This window comes from Hydrocarboniphaga sp., assembly GCF_965279055.1.
Lineage (GTDB): Bacteria > Pseudomonadota > Gammaproteobacteria > Nevskiales > Nevskiaceae > Hydrocarboniphaga.
Window position 1 is genome coordinate 3,934,447 of record NZ_OZ257125.1, and the last position, 18,786, is coordinate 3,953,232.

17 protein-coding genes are annotated in these 18,786 nt (G+C 67.3%); 10 read left to right on the forward strand and 7 right to left on the reverse strand.

Annotated features, from left to right (window positions below; translation table 11 throughout):
- Positions 1-15 precede the first annotated feature (15 nt).
- From ACQZF9_RS17715 to ACQZF9_RS17730, 4 genes are all read left to right on the forward strand, one after another.
- Positions 16-1,080 (forward strand): alpha/beta hydrolase, encoded by a 1,065-nt coding sequence (locus tag ACQZF9_RS17715; protein ID WP_428310285.1) that lies wholly within the window; start codon positions 16-18, stop codon positions 1,078-1,080.
- A 116-nt stretch (positions 1,081-1,196) separates the two neighbouring features.
- The gene (locus ACQZF9_RS17720; RefSeq protein WP_428310286.1) at positions 1,197-1,949 is read left to right on the forward strand and encodes a DUF4197 domain-containing protein; all 753 of its coding nucleotides are present in this window, start codon (positions 1,197-1,199) and stop codon (positions 1,947-1,949) included.
- A gap of 118 nt (positions 1,950-2,067) precedes the next feature.
- Positions 2,068-2,718 carry a hypothetical protein gene (locus tag ACQZF9_RS17725; RefSeq protein ID WP_428310287.1) on the forward strand — a complete coding sequence of 217 codons (651 nt, stop codon included), beginning with the start codon at positions 2,068-2,070 and terminating at the stop codon, positions 2,716-2,718.
- A gap of 86 nt (positions 2,719-2,804) precedes the next feature.
- Positions 2,805-3,299 carry a hypothetical protein gene (locus ACQZF9_RS17730; RefSeq protein ID WP_428310288.1) on the forward strand — a complete coding sequence of 165 codons (495 nt, stop codon included), beginning with the start codon at positions 2,805-2,807 and terminating at the stop codon, positions 3,297-3,299.
- Between the two features lie 66 nt (positions 3,300-3,365).
- Here ACQZF9_RS17730 and ACQZF9_RS17735 read toward each other — a convergent pair whose 3' ends face one another.
- Entirely contained in the window at positions 3,366-4,238 is an 873-nt protein-coding gene (locus ACQZF9_RS17735; protein WP_428310289.1) for a pirin family protein, read from the reverse strand.
- Positions 4,239-4,382: 144 nt separating this feature from the next.
- Complete coding sequence (locus ACQZF9_RS17740) at positions 4,383-5,009, reverse strand: FMN-dependent NADH-azoreductase (protein WP_428310290.1); 627 nt, start codon at positions 5,007-5,009, stop codon at positions 4,383-4,385.
- Positions 5,010-5,125: 116 nt separating this feature from the next.
- On the opposite strand from ACQZF9_RS17740, the gene ACQZF9_RS17745 reads away from it, so the two are divergent.
- Positions 5,126-6,040, forward strand: coding sequence for a LysR family transcriptional regulator (locus tag ACQZF9_RS17745; protein WP_428310291.1), 915 nt, complete (start codon positions 5,126-5,128; stop codon positions 6,038-6,040).
- 89 nt (positions 6,041-6,129) lie between these two features.
- Positions 6,130-8,937: a DUF3857 domain-containing protein gene (locus ACQZF9_RS17750; RefSeq protein ID WP_428310292.1), complete on the forward strand. Its 2,808-nt coding sequence runs from the start codon at positions 6,130-6,132 to the stop codon at positions 8,935-8,937.
- 24 nt (positions 8,938-8,961) lie between these two features.
- Here the strand turns inward: ACQZF9_RS17750 and ACQZF9_RS17755 are convergent, their stop codons facing one another.
- Positions 8,962-9,708, reverse strand: coding sequence for an SDR family oxidoreductase (locus ACQZF9_RS17755; RefSeq protein ID WP_428310293.1), 747 nt, complete (start codon positions 9,706-9,708; stop codon positions 8,962-8,964).
- 45 nt (positions 9,709-9,753) lie between these two features.
- On the opposite strand from ACQZF9_RS17755, the gene ACQZF9_RS17760 reads away from it, so the two are divergent.
- Complete coding sequence (locus ACQZF9_RS17760; RefSeq protein WP_428310294.1) at positions 9,754-10,011, forward strand: YkgJ family cysteine cluster protein; 258 nt, start codon at positions 9,754-9,756, stop codon at positions 10,009-10,011.
- A 66-nt stretch (positions 10,012-10,077) separates the two neighbouring features.
- Here ACQZF9_RS17760 and eat read toward each other — a convergent pair whose 3' ends face one another.
- The 3 genes from eat to ACQZF9_RS17775 form a co-directional block, all read right to left on the reverse strand.
- A complete protein-coding gene (gene eat, locus ACQZF9_RS17765; RefSeq protein ID WP_428310295.1) occupies positions 10,078-11,451 on the reverse strand; it encodes an ethanolamine permease in 1,374 nt (457 codons plus the stop codon).
- A 118-nt stretch (positions 11,452-11,569) separates the two neighbouring features.
- The gene (locus ACQZF9_RS17770) at positions 11,570-13,450 is read right to left on the reverse strand and encodes a M1 family metallopeptidase (protein WP_428310296.1); all 1,881 of its coding nucleotides are present in this window, start codon (positions 13,448-13,450) and stop codon (positions 11,570-11,572) included.
- A complete protein-coding gene (locus tag ACQZF9_RS17775; RefSeq protein WP_428310297.1) occupies positions 13,450-14,322 on the reverse strand; it encodes an acyl-CoA thioesterase in 873 nt (290 codons plus the stop codon). Before ACQZF9_RS17775 ends, ACQZF9_RS17770 begins: the two co-directional genes overlap by 1 nt.
- A gap of 273 nt (positions 14,323-14,595) precedes the next feature.
- Between ACQZF9_RS17775 and ACQZF9_RS17780 the strand changes: the two genes are divergently transcribed.
- Together ACQZF9_RS17780 and ACQZF9_RS17785 are read left to right on the forward strand one after the other, a co-directional pair.
- A complete protein-coding gene (locus tag ACQZF9_RS17780) occupies positions 14,596-16,641 on the forward strand; it encodes an acyl-CoA dehydrogenase domain-containing protein (protein ID WP_428310298.1) in 2,046 nt (681 codons plus the stop codon).
- Positions 16,638-17,135 (forward strand): SRPBCC family protein, encoded by a 498-nt coding sequence (locus tag ACQZF9_RS17785; RefSeq protein ID WP_428310299.1) that lies wholly within the window; start codon positions 16,638-16,640, stop codon positions 17,133-17,135. The genes ACQZF9_RS17780 and ACQZF9_RS17785 overlap by 4 nt, the downstream gene beginning before the upstream one ends.
- 94 nt (positions 17,136-17,229) lie before the next feature.
- On the opposite strand, the gene ACQZF9_RS17790 is transcribed toward ACQZF9_RS17785, so the two are convergent.
- Positions 17,230-17,928 carry a glutathione S-transferase N-terminal domain-containing protein gene (locus ACQZF9_RS17790; RefSeq protein WP_428310300.1) on the reverse strand — a complete coding sequence of 233 codons (699 nt, stop codon included), beginning with the start codon at positions 17,926-17,928 and terminating at the stop codon, positions 17,230-17,232.
- Positions 17,929-17,977: 49 nt separating this feature from the next.
- On the opposite strand from ACQZF9_RS17790, the gene xth reads away from it, so the two are divergent.
- A complete protein-coding gene (gene xth / locus ACQZF9_RS17795; protein WP_428310301.1) occupies positions 17,978-18,745 on the forward strand; it encodes an exodeoxyribonuclease III in 768 nt (255 codons plus the stop codon).
- Positions 18,746-18,786: the final 41 nt, after the last annotated feature.

The following is an 18,786-nucleotide window of genomic DNA, read 5'->3' on the forward strand; positions in this document are numbered from 1 at the left end:
GGTGAGGGGAAAACCGTGAAAACCTGTCGTCGTGTGACCGCCCTGCTGGCGGCCCTGTGGCTCTGCAGCGCGCCGGCGCTGGCGGCCGATGCTGCCTGCAGCGCCTTCGGCAATCCGCCGCAGGCCACGTCCAACGGCCTGAGCGCGCTCAGCTACGCGCTGACCCGATGCAGCGGCGGCGCTTTGCTCGACGGCTATATCGACAGCAACGGCACGCCGCGCCGGGCCTGTTTCTGGGACAACCCGGCCGCCACGGCCGAGCGGCCGCTGCCGCTGCTGATCTATCTCCAGGCCTCGCTGGCACCGCTGGACACGCAGATCGGCAAGACCGGGCTGCTCGATGCACGCCTGTCCGCCGATCTGAGCGGCGACGCGGCGAAGCGCGGCTTCCTGCTGCTGGCACCGCTGCCGCGCTATACGCGCCACTACTACCCGCTGCCGAACGGCTTCTCGCTGGGTTTCGACGTCTGGTACCGGCAGTTCGGCAGAAGCGAGCGCAGTGTCGACGGCGTCCGCTATCCGGTGAACGTCGACTTCGCGACCATCGATCACTACATCGCGCAATTGGTCGCCACGCAGCGCGTCGATCCGCAGCGGATTGTTCTGCTCGGCTATTCCAACGGTGCCTCGACCGCGATCGCCTACGCGCAGAACCGCGCCAACATCGCCGCCGCCGCGGTGTACTCGGCGCCCGACCCCTACGCCTTTCTCGACGACGCCTGCCCGCAGCAGCCGGTGACCGCCGCGCCGGCCAGCATTGCCGAGCTGCAGGTCACGCGCCGCGACGCGCCGATTTTCCATCTGCACCGCGACTGCGACGTCTACGGCAGCTGCCCGAACGCGCAACGCCTGGGCGCGCGTATCGCCGGCAGCGCCAGTGCGCTGTGGCGCGAACAGATCATCGACCGCGATCAGCAACCGGTCGACGCCTGCGACGCCGCCTGCGGCAGCAATGCCGACGGCTCGCCCTGGAACCTGAAAGCACGCATCACCGGCTCGCACAACCACAACAGCTGGCCGGACGCCTGGGACGACCGCCTGATCGGCTTTCTGCGCGAGCATCCGCTGCCGGCGCCGTAAGCGGCGCGTAACGCAAGCGGACCTATCGACAGCTCTTTTCGGCCGCTAAGTAGAAACCCGCTGCTGCGCCGCGCGGCCAACGGGTATGCTCCGATTCCCTACAAATCGGACCCGCCATGCGCGCCCCTGCTGCGATCTCCGCCGCCCTGCTCGGCTCCGTGCTGCTCGCGCTGCCCGGTTGCGCCGACACCGGCCTGGGAGTCAGAGATGCGCTCGGCCAGATTGGCAGCGTGATCCAGGGCAGCGGCCTGAGCCAGGGCGAAATCCTCGCCGGCCTGCGCGACGCGCTGCGCCAGGGCAGCAGCAGCGCGATCAGCCAGCTCGGTCACAGCGACGGCTTCTGGCGCGACCCGCAGGTACGCGTGCCGCTGCCGTCGTTCATCGCACGCTACGAGAGCGCGGTGCGCGCGGTCGGCTACGGCAGCACGCTCGACCAGTTTCAGCTGACCTTGAACCGCGCCGCCGAGCAGGCGGTGCCGCAGGCCGCGAACATCATCGGCAACGCGATCAGCCGCATGACCCTGGACGACGCCAAGGAGATCCTCGACGGGCCGAGCAATGCCGCCACCGAGTTCTTCCGCCGCTCCTCGTCGGATGAGCTGTACCAGAGCCTGCTGCCGATCGTCAGCGCCACCACCGAGCAGGCCGGCGTCACCCAGCAGTACAAGAAGCTGGCGAACAAGGCCGGCCCGTTGCTGCGCCTGTCCGGCAACAACACGCCGGCCGACCTCGACGGCTATGTCACGCAGAAGGCGCTCGACGGCGTGTTCCTGAAAATCGCCGCCGAAGAAGCACGCATCCGCGCCGACCCGGCGGCGCGCGGCACCGAGCTGATGAAGAAGGTGTTTGCCAGGCAGGCGCAGCGCTGATCCTGCCGCCGCGGCGAAGCTGACAAATTTTTTCTTCACCGATGAGCCCTATCCGCTACTGATCGCGTCTTAACCCTCGCCACCGTCGCGCACCGCGACTTCCGCAGAGGGTTTTACGATGCAACTCAAATTCGCCGTTCCGGCTGCCGTCGTCGTCGCCACAGCTGCTTACCTTTGGCTGCTGAACCAGGTCGGCCAGCGCCCGCAGCACAGCGTCGCTGCCAAGGCGCCGGCCACCGACGCGGCGCCGGCAGCGCAGAGCCCGCCGGCCCGCCTGCTGCTCCCCGAGCCGCTGCCGGCCCGCGTTGCGGCAACCCCAGCATCGCCGACGACGGCGGCAGTAACGCAGAACGCCGAGGCATTGCCCGAAGCCGCCGACAGCGGCGACGGCGGCGACGAAGACCCGCCCGTCGTCGCCGGCACCGACCCGGTCGAGCTAAGCCTGTTGCTGCAAAACGGCAGCGAGCCGCAGCGCCTGGGCGCGCTGCGCGAAGCAGCCGAAGCTGGCACCACGCTGCCGATGGCGATGTTGCAGCAGGCGCTGCGCTACGACCGCTCCGAGCGCGTCCGCGCCGGCGTGCTCGACTATCTGGCCGAATCCGGCAGCACGCGCCGCAGCGATCTGCTGGATGCCGTTGCGATCGCCGAACGCGATGCCGACCCGGCGATCCAGGCCCGTGCGCGCGAACTGCGCGGCGGCCTGCACAAGCTCGCGCTTGCCGAAGCCGGCGCCGAAGAGCAGCAGCAGTCCGCCGCCTCGTACCGCTAAGACCCCGTCCTTCCCAACCACACGCGGGCCCGAGGGGCTGCGGGCCGCGTGCACTCTTTTTTCAGCCCCACCCAGGGAGATCCCCCATGAAACTGCACAATCGCAGGCTGCTGACCGCCGCTTTCGCCACCGCCTCGCTGCTCGCCGCCGCCACCGCGCAAGCCAAAATCTACGCCTATGGCGCTTATGGCTTCAATTTCAGCGCGACGCCGACCACCGGGTACGCCGCGGTGCCACTGACCGATACCGGCAAGACCAGCCTCAAGTTCAAGACCACTAAGGACGGCATGGCCGTCATGATTTCGTTCACCGCCGAGTGCTCGATCAACACGGCCGGCTCGGCCTGGGTCGATGTCGACGTGATGGTCGACGGCGTCGCGATTTCACCGACCGCGCAGACCAGCGATGCGTTCTGCGGCGCCGACGGCGTCGCCGGCTACGACCCGTTCACCAGCGCCGCGGTCAACGTGGTGGCGGTGGTGCCGGTCGCCGGCACGCATACCGTCGAAGTGCGCGCCCGCGCCTCGGACAACACGTCGGGCATCTGGGTCAGCGATACCTCGATCGTGGTTCACGACTGATCGAACGCGGCAACAAAAAAGCCGCCCGGCTGCGGTAGTCGGGGCGGCTTTTTTGTTGCGCCCGAATCAGGCCGCGACGGGTTCGCGCCCAAAGCGGCCGCTGCGATAGTCGTCCAGCGCCTGCTCGATCTCTTCGCGCGTGTTCATCACGAAGGGGCCGTACTGCACCACCGGCTCGCGCAGCGGCTTGCCGGCGATCAGCAGCAGGCGCGCGCCGTTGGCACCGGCCGTCACGTTGAGCGTGTCGCCATCCGACAGCAGGCCGGCGCCACGCAGCGGCAAGGCGCGAGCCTCGCTGCCGATGCTCGCCGTGCCTTCGTACAGATAGACGAAAGCGTTGTGGCCTTCCGGCACCGGCACGCCCGCGACGGCGCCGGCCGGCAGATGCAGGTCCAGATACAGCGGCGCGGTGCTGCCGCCGAGCACCGCGCCGTCGGTACGCACGCCGGACTGCGTCACCGAGCCGGCGATCACGCGCGCGCTGCCGCCGCCGTCCAGCGCGGCGCTGGGAATCGTCGCCGAGGCGATGTCGCGATAGCCCGCGGGCTTCATCTTCTCGGCCGCCGGCAGGTTCAGCCACAGCTGGAAGCCGCGCATGCGGCCGGCGCTCTGCTGCGGCATTTCGGAATGGATGATGCCGCGCGCCGCAGTCATCCACTGCACGTCGCCGGGCGCCAGATCGCCGGTGTTGCCGAAGTTGTCCTTGTGCTGCATGTGGCCGTCGAGCATGTAGGTCACCGTCTCGAAGCCGCGATGCGGATGCGCCGGAAAGCCCGCCAGATAATCGCTGGGCTCGTCGGTGTAGAACTCGTCGAGCATCAGGAAGGGATCGAAGCGCAGGCCCGGCTGCGAACCGAGCGAACGCGACAGCTTGACGCCGGCGCCGTCCGAAGTCGGCTGGCCGGGGATCACTTGTCTCAGGGTACGTTCGGTGCTCATTTGAATCTCCAGTTCCACTGCACTTTAAGTCCCCTCTCCCCTTGTGGGAGAGGGTTAGGGAGAGGGGTTATCAATTCAAGCCTGCAACCCCTCTCCCGGCGCTGACGCGCCACCCTCTCCCACAAGGGGAGAGGGTTTGTAGTGCTACGCCGCCAGCTTCTCGATCTCGGCCTGCGCCAGCTCGAAAGCCTTGGTCTTGTGCTCGGCGCTGTAGGCCAGGCCTTCGACGTAGACGAACTCGATGTTGTGGATGCCGATGAAGTTGAAGAAGGTCTTGACGAACGCGGTCTGCGAGTCGCTCGGCAGGCCCAGGTGGATGCCGCCGCGAGCCGCGGCGACGATCAGATGGCGATCGCCGATCAGGCCTTCCGGGCCGTTCGCGGTGTAGCGGAACGTGACACCGGCGCGAGCCAGGTGATCGAGGTAGGCCTTGAGCTGCGAGGGCACGCCGAAGTTGTACATCGGCAGGCCGAGCACGACGGTGTCGGCGGCCTTCAGCTCGGCGATCAGCGCATCGCTCTCGGCGACGATCGCGGCCTGCTCGGCGCTGCGGTCGGCGGCCGGCGTGTTCAGCGCGATCACACGCGCAGCGTCCAGATGCGCCACCGGCGAGCTGCCCAGATCGCGCACGACGACCTGCCCGGTCGGGTGCTTCTTGCGCCAGGCGGCGACGATGTTCTCGGCCAGCACGCTGGAATTGCCCTTGTCGGCGAACAGGCTGGTGTTGATCTGCAGCAGGGTCGGGCTGCTGTTCGGGGTGATGGTGCTCATGGCGGTCTCCGGTGTCTGGGGGAAACGGAAGTACGTATGCGGTGACGCCTATTTAATGATTGTCAGGCTCGATAAAAAAGCGAATTATTTCGGTCAAATCCTTCGAATAATTCGATATGAGCCCGCGGATCTCCCTGGAACAATGGCGCGCGCTGGTCGCCGTGGTCGACGCCGGCGGCTACGCCCAGGCCGCCGAGACCCTGCACAAGACCCAGTCCAGCGTCAGCTACCTGGTGGCCAAGCTGGAGCGCTCGTTGAACATCAAGGTGTTCGAGATCGACGGTCGACGCGCCCGGCTGACCGACAACGGCCAGGTGCTGTACCGCCGCGCGCGGGCACTGATCGACGAGGCCGGCAACATCGAGCGCGCCGCCGGCACGCTCGCGGCCGGCTGGGAGCCGGAGTTGTCGATCGCAGCCGAAATCATCTTCCCGAGCTGGATGCTGCTGCGCGCGGTCGCGCGCTTCGGCAGCGTCCGCCCGCAAACCCGCGTCCAGCTCCACGAGACCGTCCTGACCGGCACCGACGAAATGCTGATCGACCGGCGCGTGCAGCTGGCGATCACCAACAACATCCCGCGCGGCTTCACCGGCGAAACCCTGCTGCCGCAGATGCGCTTCGTCGTCGCGGCGCACCCCGGGCATCCGCTGCACCAGCTGGGCCGCGAGCTGACGCATGACGACCTGCGCGCACACCGTCACCTGATGGTCCGCGACACCGCCGCGCACGGCACGCGCGAAAGCCGCGCCTGGCAGGGCGCCGAGCAGCGGCTCACGGTCAGCAACATGGGCACCTCGATCGCTGCCGCGGTCGCCGGCATGGGCTTCGCCTGGTACAGCGAAGATCAGATCCGCGGCGAACTGCTGCGCGGCGAACTCAAGGCTCTGCCGCTGAAACAGGGCGCGGAAATCCGCGTCGACTTATATCTGGTGATCGCCGAAGGCGACGCCGCCGGGCCCGGCACGCAGCTGCTGGCGCAGATACTGCGCGAGGAGGTCAAGGCGCAGTGTGTCAAGCACGGCCACGCCTGAGCGGCGCCGAGAAGGCGGTTTGGATTAAGCTCGCCTATCGAAGCGGGCCGGGGGACACGGCGCCCGCTACAACACCACGACTCCAGTGCATGAAAAACTTCCACCGTATCTGCCAATGCCTGGCGCTGACACTCCTGTCCGTCAGCATCGGCAGCAAAGCCGCGTCGTCGGCCAAATCGCTCCCGGCCGACGCCGCGCCCGATACGACCCGCTACTCGATCACGCCGGCTCCGGCATGGGTGACACCGGCCGACGAAACTCCGGCGAAAACCGATCCGCGTGCGGCGATGCATTACCGCCTGATCGACTACCAGACCCGTGTAGGCGAGCATGACACCACCGAATACGAACACGTGATCAGCGTCGTCGACCAGCAGGGCGGTCTGTCGTCGGCATCGCAGATCAACATCGAGTTCGACCCGAGCTTCCAGACGCTGAGTGTTCACCGTCTGCAGCTGATCCGCGGCGAGCAGCGCATCAACAAGCTCGAACGCCGCAGCATCAAGCTGCTGCAGCGTGAGACGCAGCTCGAACAACGTATGGTCGATGGCCGCGTGACCGCGTCGATCGTGCTCGACGATCTGCGTGTCGGTGACCAGGTCGATTACGAATATTCGGTCAGCGGCCAGAACCCGGCATTCGCCGGGCGCTACGTGCGCAACCAGTGGATGATCGCGCAGCATGGGCCGACGGCGAGCTACCGCTACCGGCTGCTGGCACCGCCGTCGCGCGACATCCGCTACCGCGTCGGGCCCAGCGACGTGAGCGTCGACAGCCGGCTGCTCGGCACGATGCGCGAAACCGTTTTCCGGCGCCAGTCGGTGCCGCAGTTGAGCATCGCGCCGGCGGCCGACGCCTCGGCGGTTCCATCGCTGGAAATCCAGCTCAGCGAGTTTCGTGACTGGGCGGACGTCGCGCAATGGGGTCAGCAGTTGTTCGTCGAGGCGCCCGGCGTCACGACGGCACTCGACCGCAAGGCTGCCGAAATCCGCGCCGGCGGCGGCGACGCCGCAGCGCAGTTGCTGCGCACGCTGCAGTTCGTTCAAACCGAGATTCGCTACTTCGGCACCGAAATCGGGCCGAACACGCACCGCCCCGCCGCTCCGGCCAAAATCCTCGAACAGCGCTTCGGCGACTGCAAGGACAAGATCGCGCTGCTGCTGGCCTTGCTGCGGCGTCTCGATCTGCCGGCGACGCCGGTGTTGGTGTCGACGGGGTACCGCAGCTACGCGGCGAACCTGCTGCCGAGCCCGCTGGCGTTCGATCACGTGATCGCCGCGGTCAGACTCGGCGATACCACTTACTGGCTCGACGGCACGCGCAATCACCAGACCGGCTCACTGGCCAACCGCCAGGCGCTGGGCTTCGGCAAGGGCCTGCCGCTGGACGCGGGCGTCAGCACGTTGGCGGACCTGCCGAGCATCTACACGCAGCTGCGCATGCGCGTCGACGACACTATCCGCATCAGCCGCTTCCGCGACGATCCGCAACTGGAATCGCGCATCACCTACCGCGGCAATCTGGCCGAAGGCCTGCGCGAGGCGCTGGGCGCGACCAACATCGACGATATCCGCACGCAAGTGAACCAGTCGTATCTGCGGCTCTATCCGAAGCTCAGCAGCAATGGCCCGGCGCGGATCGAAGAATCGCCGGACGACAACGCGCTGACGCTGATCCAGCAGTTTTCGCTGCCGCAGTTCTGGCGTTTTCCGGAGCAGCGCGCGCTGGTCGCCGACCTCAGCTACTGGAGCCTGCTCGAAGTGCTGCGCTTCCCTGCCGACCCGACGCGCCAGCAGGCCTTGGTGATTCCGCAGCCAGGCATCTTCGAGCACCGGCTGACGCTGGAGTACCCGGAGGACGTCTACAAGAGCGCCGGCTCCAAAACCTTCAACGACGGCGACTCGCACTACGCATTCGACAGCACGCTGGAGGGCAAGCAGCGCAGCGTGGTCTACAGCGGCCGCCTGACGATGAAGGCCGAACGCGTCGAGTCCGGCGAATGGAAGGACTACAGCTCGCGCCTGGTCAAGCTGACGCCGCAGATCACGTTCACGACGGTGGTACCGGCGGTGGCGCTGGCCGACATGAACGGCGCTGCGCTGCAGAAAGCGGCCGACAAGGCGCTGCAACAGCGCAAGCCGAAGACCGGACGCAAGCCCCAGCAGGCCTCGCTACTGCAGATCGGCCTGCTGACGCTGCAACTGGACGCCGACCGGCTGTCGCCGGCGCTGCGTGCGCAAACGCTGAAGATGCGCGGTACCGAGCTGGACAATCTTGGCCAAAGTGACCTTGGCCAAGCCGATTTCGATGCGGCGCTGGTGCTGGCGCCGGACGACGAGGAGACGCGCAGTGCCGCAGCGGTCAACGCGTTTGCTCGCGGCGATTTCGCACGCGCGCGGGCACTCGAAACAGCGCTGCTCGACGAGCATCCGGGTAACTGGGAGGTGCGCTACAACCGCGCGATTTCCCACTATATGGCGCGGGACTATGCGGCCGCCCGACAGGACATCGAGGACGTGCTGCGTGAACCCGCTGCGGTGCGCCGCGGCTATCCGCTGCTGTTCCTTTACCTGAGCGTGCGTGCCGGCGGCGGCGATGGCGCGGCCGCGCTGCAGCCCTACCTGATGCAGGCTCAGGATCTGCCCACGGACTGGCCGCGGCCGCTGATCGAGCGCTATCTCGGCAATGGCAGCGACTCGTCGGTGATCGACGCCGCCGAAGCGGGCAAGCCGCAGGACGAGCGCCTTTGCGAAGCCTATTTCTATATGGCCGAACAGCATCTGGCCGACGGCGACCCACGCCAGGCACGGCGCTATTTCGAAAAGGCGATCGACCAGCAGGTCACCGAATACACCGAGCACGGCGCATCGCAGATGGAACTCGCGCGGCTGAAATGAACGTGCCTGGGGCGGCGGCCTGACTCACTCCACGTAGATCATCTTGCGCGTCATGCCGCCGTCGACGAGGTAGTGACCGCCGGTGATGAAACCGGCCTCGTCCGACAGCAGGAATTTCACCAGCGCCGCGACATCGTCGGGGCGGCCGACGCGGCCCACCGGATGCTGCGCGTGATCTTCCTTCGACAGCTTCGGCGCCTTGCGCTTGTCGCTGCGCTGCCACTCGCTGGTGTCGATCCAGCCGGGGCTGACGCAGTTGACGCGCAGCTTGGGGCCGAGGCTCACCGACAGCGCATGTGACAGGGCAACGAGCCCGCCCTTGGTCGCCGAATAGGATTCGGTGTCGGGCTCCGACTGCACCGAGCGGCTCGACGCGATCAGCACCATCGCGCCGCTTGTCCTGATCAACGGCGCCGCGTATTTCGCCAGCAGGAAGGCCGGCGTCAGATTGGTCGCGAGCACCTGGTTCCATTGCTTGAGCGTCAGCCTGGCGACGGGCTTGCGGATCATGAAACCGGCATTGGAGACGATTGAGCGCAGCCCGCGGCCGAGCTGAGCCGCCTGCTTGGCGGCCTGTGCGATCAGCTGCTCGTCGGCGACATCACCCTTGATGAAATGCGCGCGCTCGCCGAGGGTCTTCACCGCTTCGCGGCCGGCCTTGCCGTCGCGGTCGATCATCAGCACGTGCATGCCGGCGTCGATCAGTGCCGCGCTGCAGGCCAGGCCTATGCCCTGGGCTCCGGCAGTGACCAGGGCGGCGTCGTCTTCCATGTGGCTCTCGATATGGGGCAGTGATCGAGATCGTAAACTACGAAGATGAACTGTCGTTCCCACTGCGGGGCCTGCTGCACCGCGCCGTCGATCAACTCGCCGATTCCCGGCATGCCCGACGGCAAGCCGGCCGGCGTGCGCTGCGTTCAGCTCGACGAGGCACAGCGCTGCAAGCTGTTCGGTGATCCACGGCGGCCAGCGTTCTGCGGATCACTGCAGCCGGAGGCGGCGATGTGCGGCGGCTCGCGGGCCGAGGCGATGGCCTATCTGGGGAATCTGGAGCAGCTGACTCGGCCAGCGTGAGTCGCGGATGGGATCCGCTCCTACAGCATGGAACCTGTAGGAGCGGATCCTATCCGCGACCGCGAACTACAAGGGCTTGAGCAACAGATCCGTCTGCGTCAGCCGCCGCTTCTTCGTCGCGAAATAAAATCCGAGGCTGACGACGAACAGCGCGACGAACAGGCCGAACACGATCTGGTTGTAGTAGATCATCGTCACCAGGCACAGCACCGCCAGCACCAGCGCCACCGCCGGGAAGAACGGATACAGCGGTGCCTTGAACGGACGCGCCAGCGCCGGCTCGCTCTTGCGCAGCTTGAACAGGCTCAGCATCGAGATGATGTACAGCACGATCGCGCCGAACACCGACATCGTCACGATGTTCGAGGTCAAGGTGATGCCGCCGATCTGGATCAGCGTGTCCGAGTAGATCGCGGCGATGCCGATCACGCCGCCGGCCAGGATCGCCCACACCGGCGTCTTCAGCTTGGGATGCACCTGCGCAAAAAACGGCGGCAGATAGCCGGCGCGCGACATCGCGAAGATCTGCCGCGAGTAGCCCATGATGATGCCGTGGAAGCTCGCGATCAGGCCGAACAGGCCGATCCAGATCAGCATGTGCAGCCAGCCGCTGGATTCGCCGACGATCATCTTCATCGCCTCCGGCAACGGCTTGTCGGTCTTGGCCAGCAGGCTCCAGTCACCGCTGCCGCCGGCGAAAATCATCACGCCGAAGGCCAGCACCACCAGGGTCAGAATGCCGGCGATATAGGCCTGCGGCACGACCTTGGTCGGGTTCTTCACTTCCTCGGCGGCCATCGCCGCGCCTTCGATCGCCAGGAAAAACCAGATCGCGAACGGCACCGCGGCGATGATGCCGCCCCAGGCCGCCGGCGTGAACTCGGCGCTGCCGGCCCAGCCGTTGGCGGCGAAGTTGCTCCAGGAGAAGCCCGGTGCGACCACGCCCATGAACACCAGGAGTTCGAAAATCGCCAGCAAGGTGATGAACAGCTCGAAGGTCGCGGCAATGGTCACGCCGGCGATGTTCAGCGCCATGAACACCAGGTAGGCGCCGACCGCGATGGTCTTCACCTCGAGCGCCGGAAACTGGAAGTTGATGTAGGCGCCGATGGTCAGCGCGATCGCCGGCGGCGCGAACACGAACTCGATCAGGGTCGCGAAGCCGGCGACGAAACCGCCGAACGGCCCGAACGCGCGATAGCTGTAGGCGAACGGCCCGCCGGCATGCGGGATCGCCGTGGTCAGCTCGGTGAAGCTGAAAATGAAGGTGGTGTACATCACCGCGACGAATACCGTCGTCAGCAGAAAACCCAAAGTGCCGGCCGACGCCCAGCCATAGCTCCAGCCGAAATACTCGCCGGAAATGACCAGGCCCACCGCCAGGCCCCACAGATGCAGCCCGCTCAAGCTGCGCTTGAGCTCCGTCTTGCCCTGTTCCATCTGCCGCTCCCTTTGTTGTGTTTGGGGAGTGCGATGCAACGAGCAAGCCACCGATCGCGGGCAAGCCCGCTCCTACACGCCGCCGTTGTAGGAGCGGGCTTGCCCGCGACCCGTGGGATCAGGATTTCTTGAACAGCCTCGCCACCGTCTCGGCCGCGATCGGGTGATAACCGTCCCGGGCTTTCGCGAACGTCTTCTCGGCGAACGCGCGGCCGCCTGGCTGGGCGATCCACGCGCGATACACCGGCTCAAGCAACCGCATGCGGCCGACGCTCTGCACGTAGCCTGCCGCGGCCGGCCACTGCGCGCGGTCGCCGCCGGCGATCGCCAGCCGGAACCAGCTGCCGGCCAGGATCGCGTTGCGGCTCTTGCTCAGGCCGAACTGCTGGTCCAGCGCCTGCAGCTGCGCCAGGCTGATCGAGGCCGGCATCGTGTCGAGAAAATGCTGCCACTGCTGCACCGCCCAGTCGGCGGTCGGCAGCGCCTCGGTCTTCAGGCTGCCGGCGAGCCAGGCGGCGCGCGTGGCCTCGACCTGGGTGAAGGCATCGGACTTCGGCAGCACCGCGTAGGCCGGCAGCTGCGGCGCCTGCAGCCATTCGTCGATCTGCGCGGTGCTGACCTTGCCCGGATTCTGTGCGAGCAAATGCTCGTTCAAGTAGGCGACGAACTGCGCAGTGCTCGCACTCTTGAACGCGTGATCGTCGAACCAGCCGCGCAGGAACCGATCGAAGGCCGGACGGCCTACTTGAGTCTCCAGCCAGACCAGGAACAGCGCGCCGTGCTCGTAGGGCACGCTGCTGAAAACCTCGTCGGGATCGCGTGCCGGCGTCGCGCGCAGCAGCGCGCGATCGGCGGCTTCGGCGTGCTCCTCGGCATCGCGCAGATCCTGCAGGCCTAGCACTCTTTCCATGTCGGCAAACGCTGCGCCGAACTGCGCCTCGTTCAGGCGGTTGGTCAGATACGTGGTGAAACCCTCGTTGAGCCAGAAATCGCTCCAGGTCGCGTTGGTCACCAGGTTGCCGGACCAGCTGTGCGACAGCTCGTGGGTGATCAGCGACACCAGCTTGCGGTCGCCGGTGATCACCGTCGGCGTGGCGAACGTCAGCCGCGGATTTTCCATGCCGCCGTAAGGGAAGCTCGGCGGCAGGATCAGCAGGTCGTAGCGACCCCAGCGGTAAGAGCCGTAAAGCGCCTCCGCCAGATCCATGGTCTTTTCGGTTTCGGCGAATTCATACGCAGCGCGATCCAGCATCGCCGGCTCGGCGTAAACGCCGGTGCGGGCGCCCGTGCTTTTGAATGCGATGTCGCCGACCGCAAGCGCGATCAGATAGCTCGGGATCGCCTGCGGCATGTCGAATTCCCAGGCGCCGTCGGCAGCGGGCTGCTCGTGCATCTGCGCGCTCATGACGGCACGCAAGGCTTTCGGCGCGAAGATCCGCGCCTGGTAAGGCGCGCGCACCAGCGGCGTGTCCTGCAGCGGGATCCAGCTGCGCGCATGGATCGCCTGCGACTGCGTGAACAAAAACGGCAGCTTCTTGCCGGAGGTCTGCGCCGGCGTCAGCCACTGCAGCGCCGACGCGGTCGAGGCGCTGTGATACCGGATGCGCACGCGCTGCGCGTCCAGCGGCAGGTCGATGCTGAGCTTGGAGCCGAGCACGGCGTCGCGCGCGGCGAGCAGATAAGCGGCTTTTTTCCAGGCTTTTCCGTCGGTCGAACTGTCGACGTCGGTGATCGTCAGATCGCGCGTATCCAGCAGCAGCTCGCGCGCGGCCGGATCGACATGCGCGATCTGCAGCTCGCTGCTGCCGATCAGGCGCTTGCGGTCGAAGTCGACGCTGAGCTGCAGCGCGACGTTGGTGACTTTCAGCTGAGACGGGTTGGCATAGCTGTGCGGATCGCGATCGGGCAACGGCGGCTCCGCGGCGCGCGCGAGCACCGAGGACATCAACAGCGCCGCGGCCAGCACAACGCGCCTTGCATCGTTCTTCGACAAGAGCATCACTTGGACTCCGTGATCCAGCGCGCCATGCCTTCCTGCGCGGTGCTCGCGACCAGCATGCCGTCGCGCGTGTAGATGCTGCCGAACGAAAAGCCACGGCCGTTCTGACTCGATGGCGAATCGATCGTGTAGAGCAGCCAGTCGTCGACGCGCGCATCGCGGTGGAACCAGATGGCGTGATCGATCGAGGCCATGCGCATGTCCGGGTTCAACGGCCCCTTGCCATGCGGCAGGATCGACGTGCCCAGCGGGCCGAAATCAGACGCATAGGCGAGCACGCAGCGGTGGATCGTCGGGTCGTCCGGCAGCTTGTCGATAGTGCGCAGCCAGAACGCGCTGTGCGGCGGCTTGGGCGCGTGATCGAACAGGTCCTGGTGCTCGACGTGGCGCATGTCGAACAGCGTGTCCTGCGACAGGAACTGGCGCAGCCGCGGGTTCGGGTCCTTGAGCTGGTCCAGCAGCTTCAGGCGCACGTCGCGCTCGCTGGGAAGCGCCTCGGGCGGCGGCACCTGCGGCATCGACGACTGATGCTCGCCGCCGGCCTCGGGCTTCTGGAACGAGGCGATCAGGCTCAGGATCACCTGGCCGTGCTGGATCGCCTGCACGCGTCGCGTGGTGAAGCTGCGGCCGTCGCGCACCGGGTCGACTTCGTAAATGATCGGGTGGCTCATGTCACCGGGGCGCAGAAAATAGGCGTGCAGAGAATGCACCACGCCCTCCTTGACGGTGCGCTGGCCGGCGACCAGCGCCTGGCTGACGACCTGGCCGCCGTAGACGCTGCGCCCGCCGAGATCGCGCGACAGGCCGCGGAACAGATGGTCGTCGATGACTTCGAGGTCGAGCAGGTCGACCAGTTCCTGAATGCGGCTCATGGGGGTTCTGCGGCTGAAAGGGAATGTGCAACTTTAACAAACGGCCCTGATCGGATTTCTCTTCCCGCGTCTCTCCCTCTCTCCGTTGCACCCGAGTAGCCGCTTGCGGTGTATCGAGGGGCGCCTGCGCCCTTTGTCCGATCCCTCGATACGCGGGCAAGCCCGCTACTCGGGAGGAGCGGAGTGTCGTAGAGCCTGTCGGCCCGGCGGATACGCACCGGCGCATGAAGTATCCTGCCCCCTCGCCCATCCGGCCTTATCGGAGATCGAACGTTGCTCTGGCTGTTGCTGTTGATGACGACGAGCCTGGCGCTGGCCTGGCACCGCGCCGGCCTGCGCCTGACCACGGCCGCTTACGCCGCGCTGCTGCTGGCCTACGGCGTGTTCGGCGGATCGCTGGCGCTGTTCGGCCTCGGCCTGCTGCTGTTCGCCGCGCTGTTCGTGCCGCTGAGCCTGCCGACCTTGCGCGAAGAATGGCTGACGCGGCCGCTGCTGGATCACTTTCAGCGCCGGCTGCCGAGCGCGCCGCTGGGCGTCATCGACGACGGCGGCGCCGCCGGCAACCGGCTGATCTTCACCGAAGGCAGTGAGCTGCTGCCGCCGGCGAGCGGCCGGGACGCCGATGCGCAGCGCGAAGACGGCGCGATCCAGGCGCGGCAGCCGCGCGCCGTCAGCCTGCGCAGCGAATTGCGCGTCCAGGCCTGCGACCCGCAGCAGCGGGTCGCCGCGCGCCAGCGGCTGCTGAACGAGGCCGTCGCCGCGATGCTGCTGCAGCACGCCAGCGAGACGCAGCGCGCCGATCTGTTGCCGCAACTGGCTTCCGGCCGGCTGCGCATCGCCTTGGCGACGCAGTCGCGCTGGGGCACCGGCAGCGAGCGCGCCACGGTCGCACGCGGCATCTGGAAAGGCCGCGAAACCCTGGGCCTGTTGCTGGATTGCGACGTGCTGATCGACCAGGCGCTGCTCGCCGGCGACGCCAGCGAATACCTGATCGCGGCGCGCGTGCGCGATCCTGAAGCCCTGCTGGGCGAAGGCGCACCCGATCGCGGCGTGGCGCTGTTGCGCGTGCCGGCTGCGCTGGCCGGCCTGCAGCGCCGCGTGATCACGCCGCATTGCCTTCAGGTCGGTGCGCGCCAGCTGTTCGTCGGCATCGATCGCGTGATCGGCGATGCCGACGGCGTCGGCCGCGGCGAGGCCGCGCTGCAGACCGCGCAGATCGCACTCAGCGCCGGCCTGCTCGCGATCGACAGCGCGATCGCCGCGCAGGCGCTGCTGGCCACCAGCCTGGATCTGCGCCTGGCCGAATTCCATCGCCTGCCGCTGGCATCGGCCGGCGGTCGCCGCACGCTGGTCGAAGCGGCGCTCGACGCCTACGGCCTCGATGTCGGCAGCCAGCTGCTGACGCGGCTGATCGATGCGCGACGCGCATCGCCGCAGATCGCCGCGCTGGCGCGCGGTGATGCCGACGCGATCGAAGTCCGGACCCTGGCCGCCTCGCTGCTGCCGAAAGTGCAGGCCTGCTTCGCTGCTGCCGCGGCCACGCCTTACGGCGTCGCGTTGCCCTTGTTCGACGCCGCATTCTGGGACGCGCTAGGCGAAGTGCTGGCGCACCAGACGCATGCCGGCCTGCAGGCGATCAGCGACGGCCGCATCAACGGCGGCATCAACCGCCATCGCCAGCATTTGCAGCGTTATCGCGCCGCGCTGGCCTGCTGCGGCGACGCGCTGCTGCTGGAGCGCGAGCCGCCGAACGCCGGCAGCGCCGCGCTGAGCGCGCTGGCCGAGGCCTATGCGCAGACCTTGAACCTGTTCGCCGCGCTGCAGGCGCACAGTGACGCCGGCCTGCCGCGCAACGACGAGCTGCTGCTCGACGCCTACTGCGAGCGCTGCGGTCGGCGCATCGAAGAGGCGCTCGACAGCTACCTGCAATCGCAGCGCCGGCTACGTCGGCGCATCGGCCTGCAGGTTCTGCTGCTGCCGCTGGGCCGGCTCGCACGCAAGCCCGACGACGCGCGTTACGCGCAGCTTGCCGACATGATCCAGAACGCCGGTCCGGTGCGCGACCGGCTGTTCGCCGGCCTGGCGCCGCCGTCGGCGCTGATCGCGCGCTTGCAGGCCGCGATCGACACCGCCGCGCCCGCGCAGCGCCGACTGCTGCAGGGCGTCGACGCCGGCGAGCTGCAGGCGGGCTTTCCGCTGGAACAGATCGTCGACGCGGTGCGGCTGAAAATGATCACGGCGCAGCAGGCCGACGCGCTGCGCGCGGTCTACAACCTCGGTGAAGACTGGCGGTTTTCGAGTGACAGGAGTCCTGCATGATCACCGACAAAAAAGCCGGCGACTTCGTCATCAGCCGCGACTTTCCGCTGCCGCGTGAGCGCGTGTGGAAGGCCTGGAGCGACGCCGCTGAACTACGACAGTGGTGGGGGCCGAAAGGCTGCGTGCTGGACTTGCTGCGCTTCGAGTTCAAGGCCGGTGGCCTGGCGCACTACGCGATGCGGTTCGACGGCGCGCCGCCGATGTGGGGCCGCTTCAACTATCGCGACATCAGCGCGCCGGAACGCCTGGTCTGGCTGAACTCCTTCGCCAACGAACACGGCGGCATCGCCCGCGCGCCCTTCAGCGAAGACTGTCCGCTGGAGATCGAAAACGAGGTGACGTTCACCGGGCACGGCGGACTCACCACGATCACCCTGCGCGCACGGCCTTTCGGCGCCACCGCGGCGGAGCAGGCTTACTTCGAGCAGTTGCATGAGTCGCTGGCCGAAGGTTACGGCGGTACCTTCGATCAGCTGAGCGCGCATCTGGCGTAGCGCGGGCACGATCCGCCCGACGACGGCGGCATCGCTGCGGAACCCGCGACTGAACCGCGGTGTAGCCCGGGTGAACCCCGGGATCACGTCGGTGTCACGCCGGGATCGCAAGCCCGCTGACCACCGCCGGCCGCGCCACGAATGCATCGAGCACGCGCTGCACGTTGGCAAACCGGTCGAAGCCGACCAGCTCGCCAGCGCCGTAAAACCCGACCAGGTTGCGCACCCACGGAAACGTCGCGATGTCGGCGATCGTGTATTCGTCGCCGAGCAGCCAGTCGCGGCCCTGCAATTGCCGGTCGAGCACCGCCAGCAGCCGCTGCGACTCGGCGACGTAGCGATCGCGCGGACGCTTGTCCTCGTAGTCCTTGCCGGCGAAACGGTGAAAGAAACCGAGCTGGCCGAACATCGGGCCGATGCCACCCATCTGGAACATCAGCCACTGGATCGCCTGGTAGCGCGCGGCGGCGTCGCGCGGCAACAGCTTGCCGGTCTTGTCGGCCAGATAGATCAGGATCGCGCCGGACTCGAACAAGGCCAGCGGTGCGCCGCCGGGACCGTTCGGGTCGAGAATCGCCGGAATCTTGTTGTTCGGATTCAGCGACAGGAATTCCGGCGACAGCTGGTCGTTGCGGTCGAAGCTGACCTTGTGCGGCTCGTAAGGCAGGCCGCACTCCTCGAGCATGATCGACACCTTGACGCCGTTCGGTGTCGGCAGCGAATACAGCTGCAGCCGCTCGGGATATCGAGCCGGCCATTTGCGGGTGATGGGAAAGGCGCTCAGGTCGGTCATCGCGGGGTTCTTTGAGCAGGGGCGAGCGCAGACGATACACTCCGCCGCTATGAAGATCGCCACCTGGAACGTGAACTCCCTGCGCGTGCGCCTGCCGCACCTGCTCGACTGGCTGGCCGCCAATCCGGTCGATGCGCTGGGCATCCAGGAGAGCAAGCTCGAAGACAGCGCCTTTCCGCACGCCGAGCTCGCCGCCGCCGGCTGGCATGCGGTGACCAACGGCCAGAAGACCTATAACGGCGTCGCCATCCTGGCGCGCGATCCGCCGGCCGATGTGGTGCGCGACATTCCGGGCTTCGACGACCCGCAGCGGCGCGTGATCGCGGCCACCGTCGGCGGCGTGCGCGTGATCGACGTGTACGTGGTCAACGGCCAGAGCGTCGGCAGCGAGAAGTACGAATACAAGCTGCGCTGGCTCGCCGCGCTGCACGCATATATCGCGGCGGAGCTGCCGAAATATCCGCTGCTGGCGGTGGTCGGCGACTACAACATCGCGCCAACCGACGCCGACGTCTACGACCCGGTCGCCTGGGGTGAGGACGTGCTGTGTTCGCCGCCGGAACGCGCCGCGCTGAAGGGCCTGATCGGGCTCGGGCTGGTCGATTGCTTCGAACAGAAAACGCCGGAAGGCAATCGCTTTACCTGGTGGGATTACCGCCAGGCGGGATTCCGGCGCAACCTCGGCCTGCGCATCGATCATGTGCTGGCATCGACGGCACTGGCTGCCAAGCTGTCGGCGACGGTGATCGACACCGCGCCGCGCAAGCTGGAGCGGCCTTCGGACCATGCGCCGGTGGTGGCGGTTTTCGATCTGTAGCGCTGCCGGTCGCGGGCAAGCCCGCTCCTACAACAAGCGCC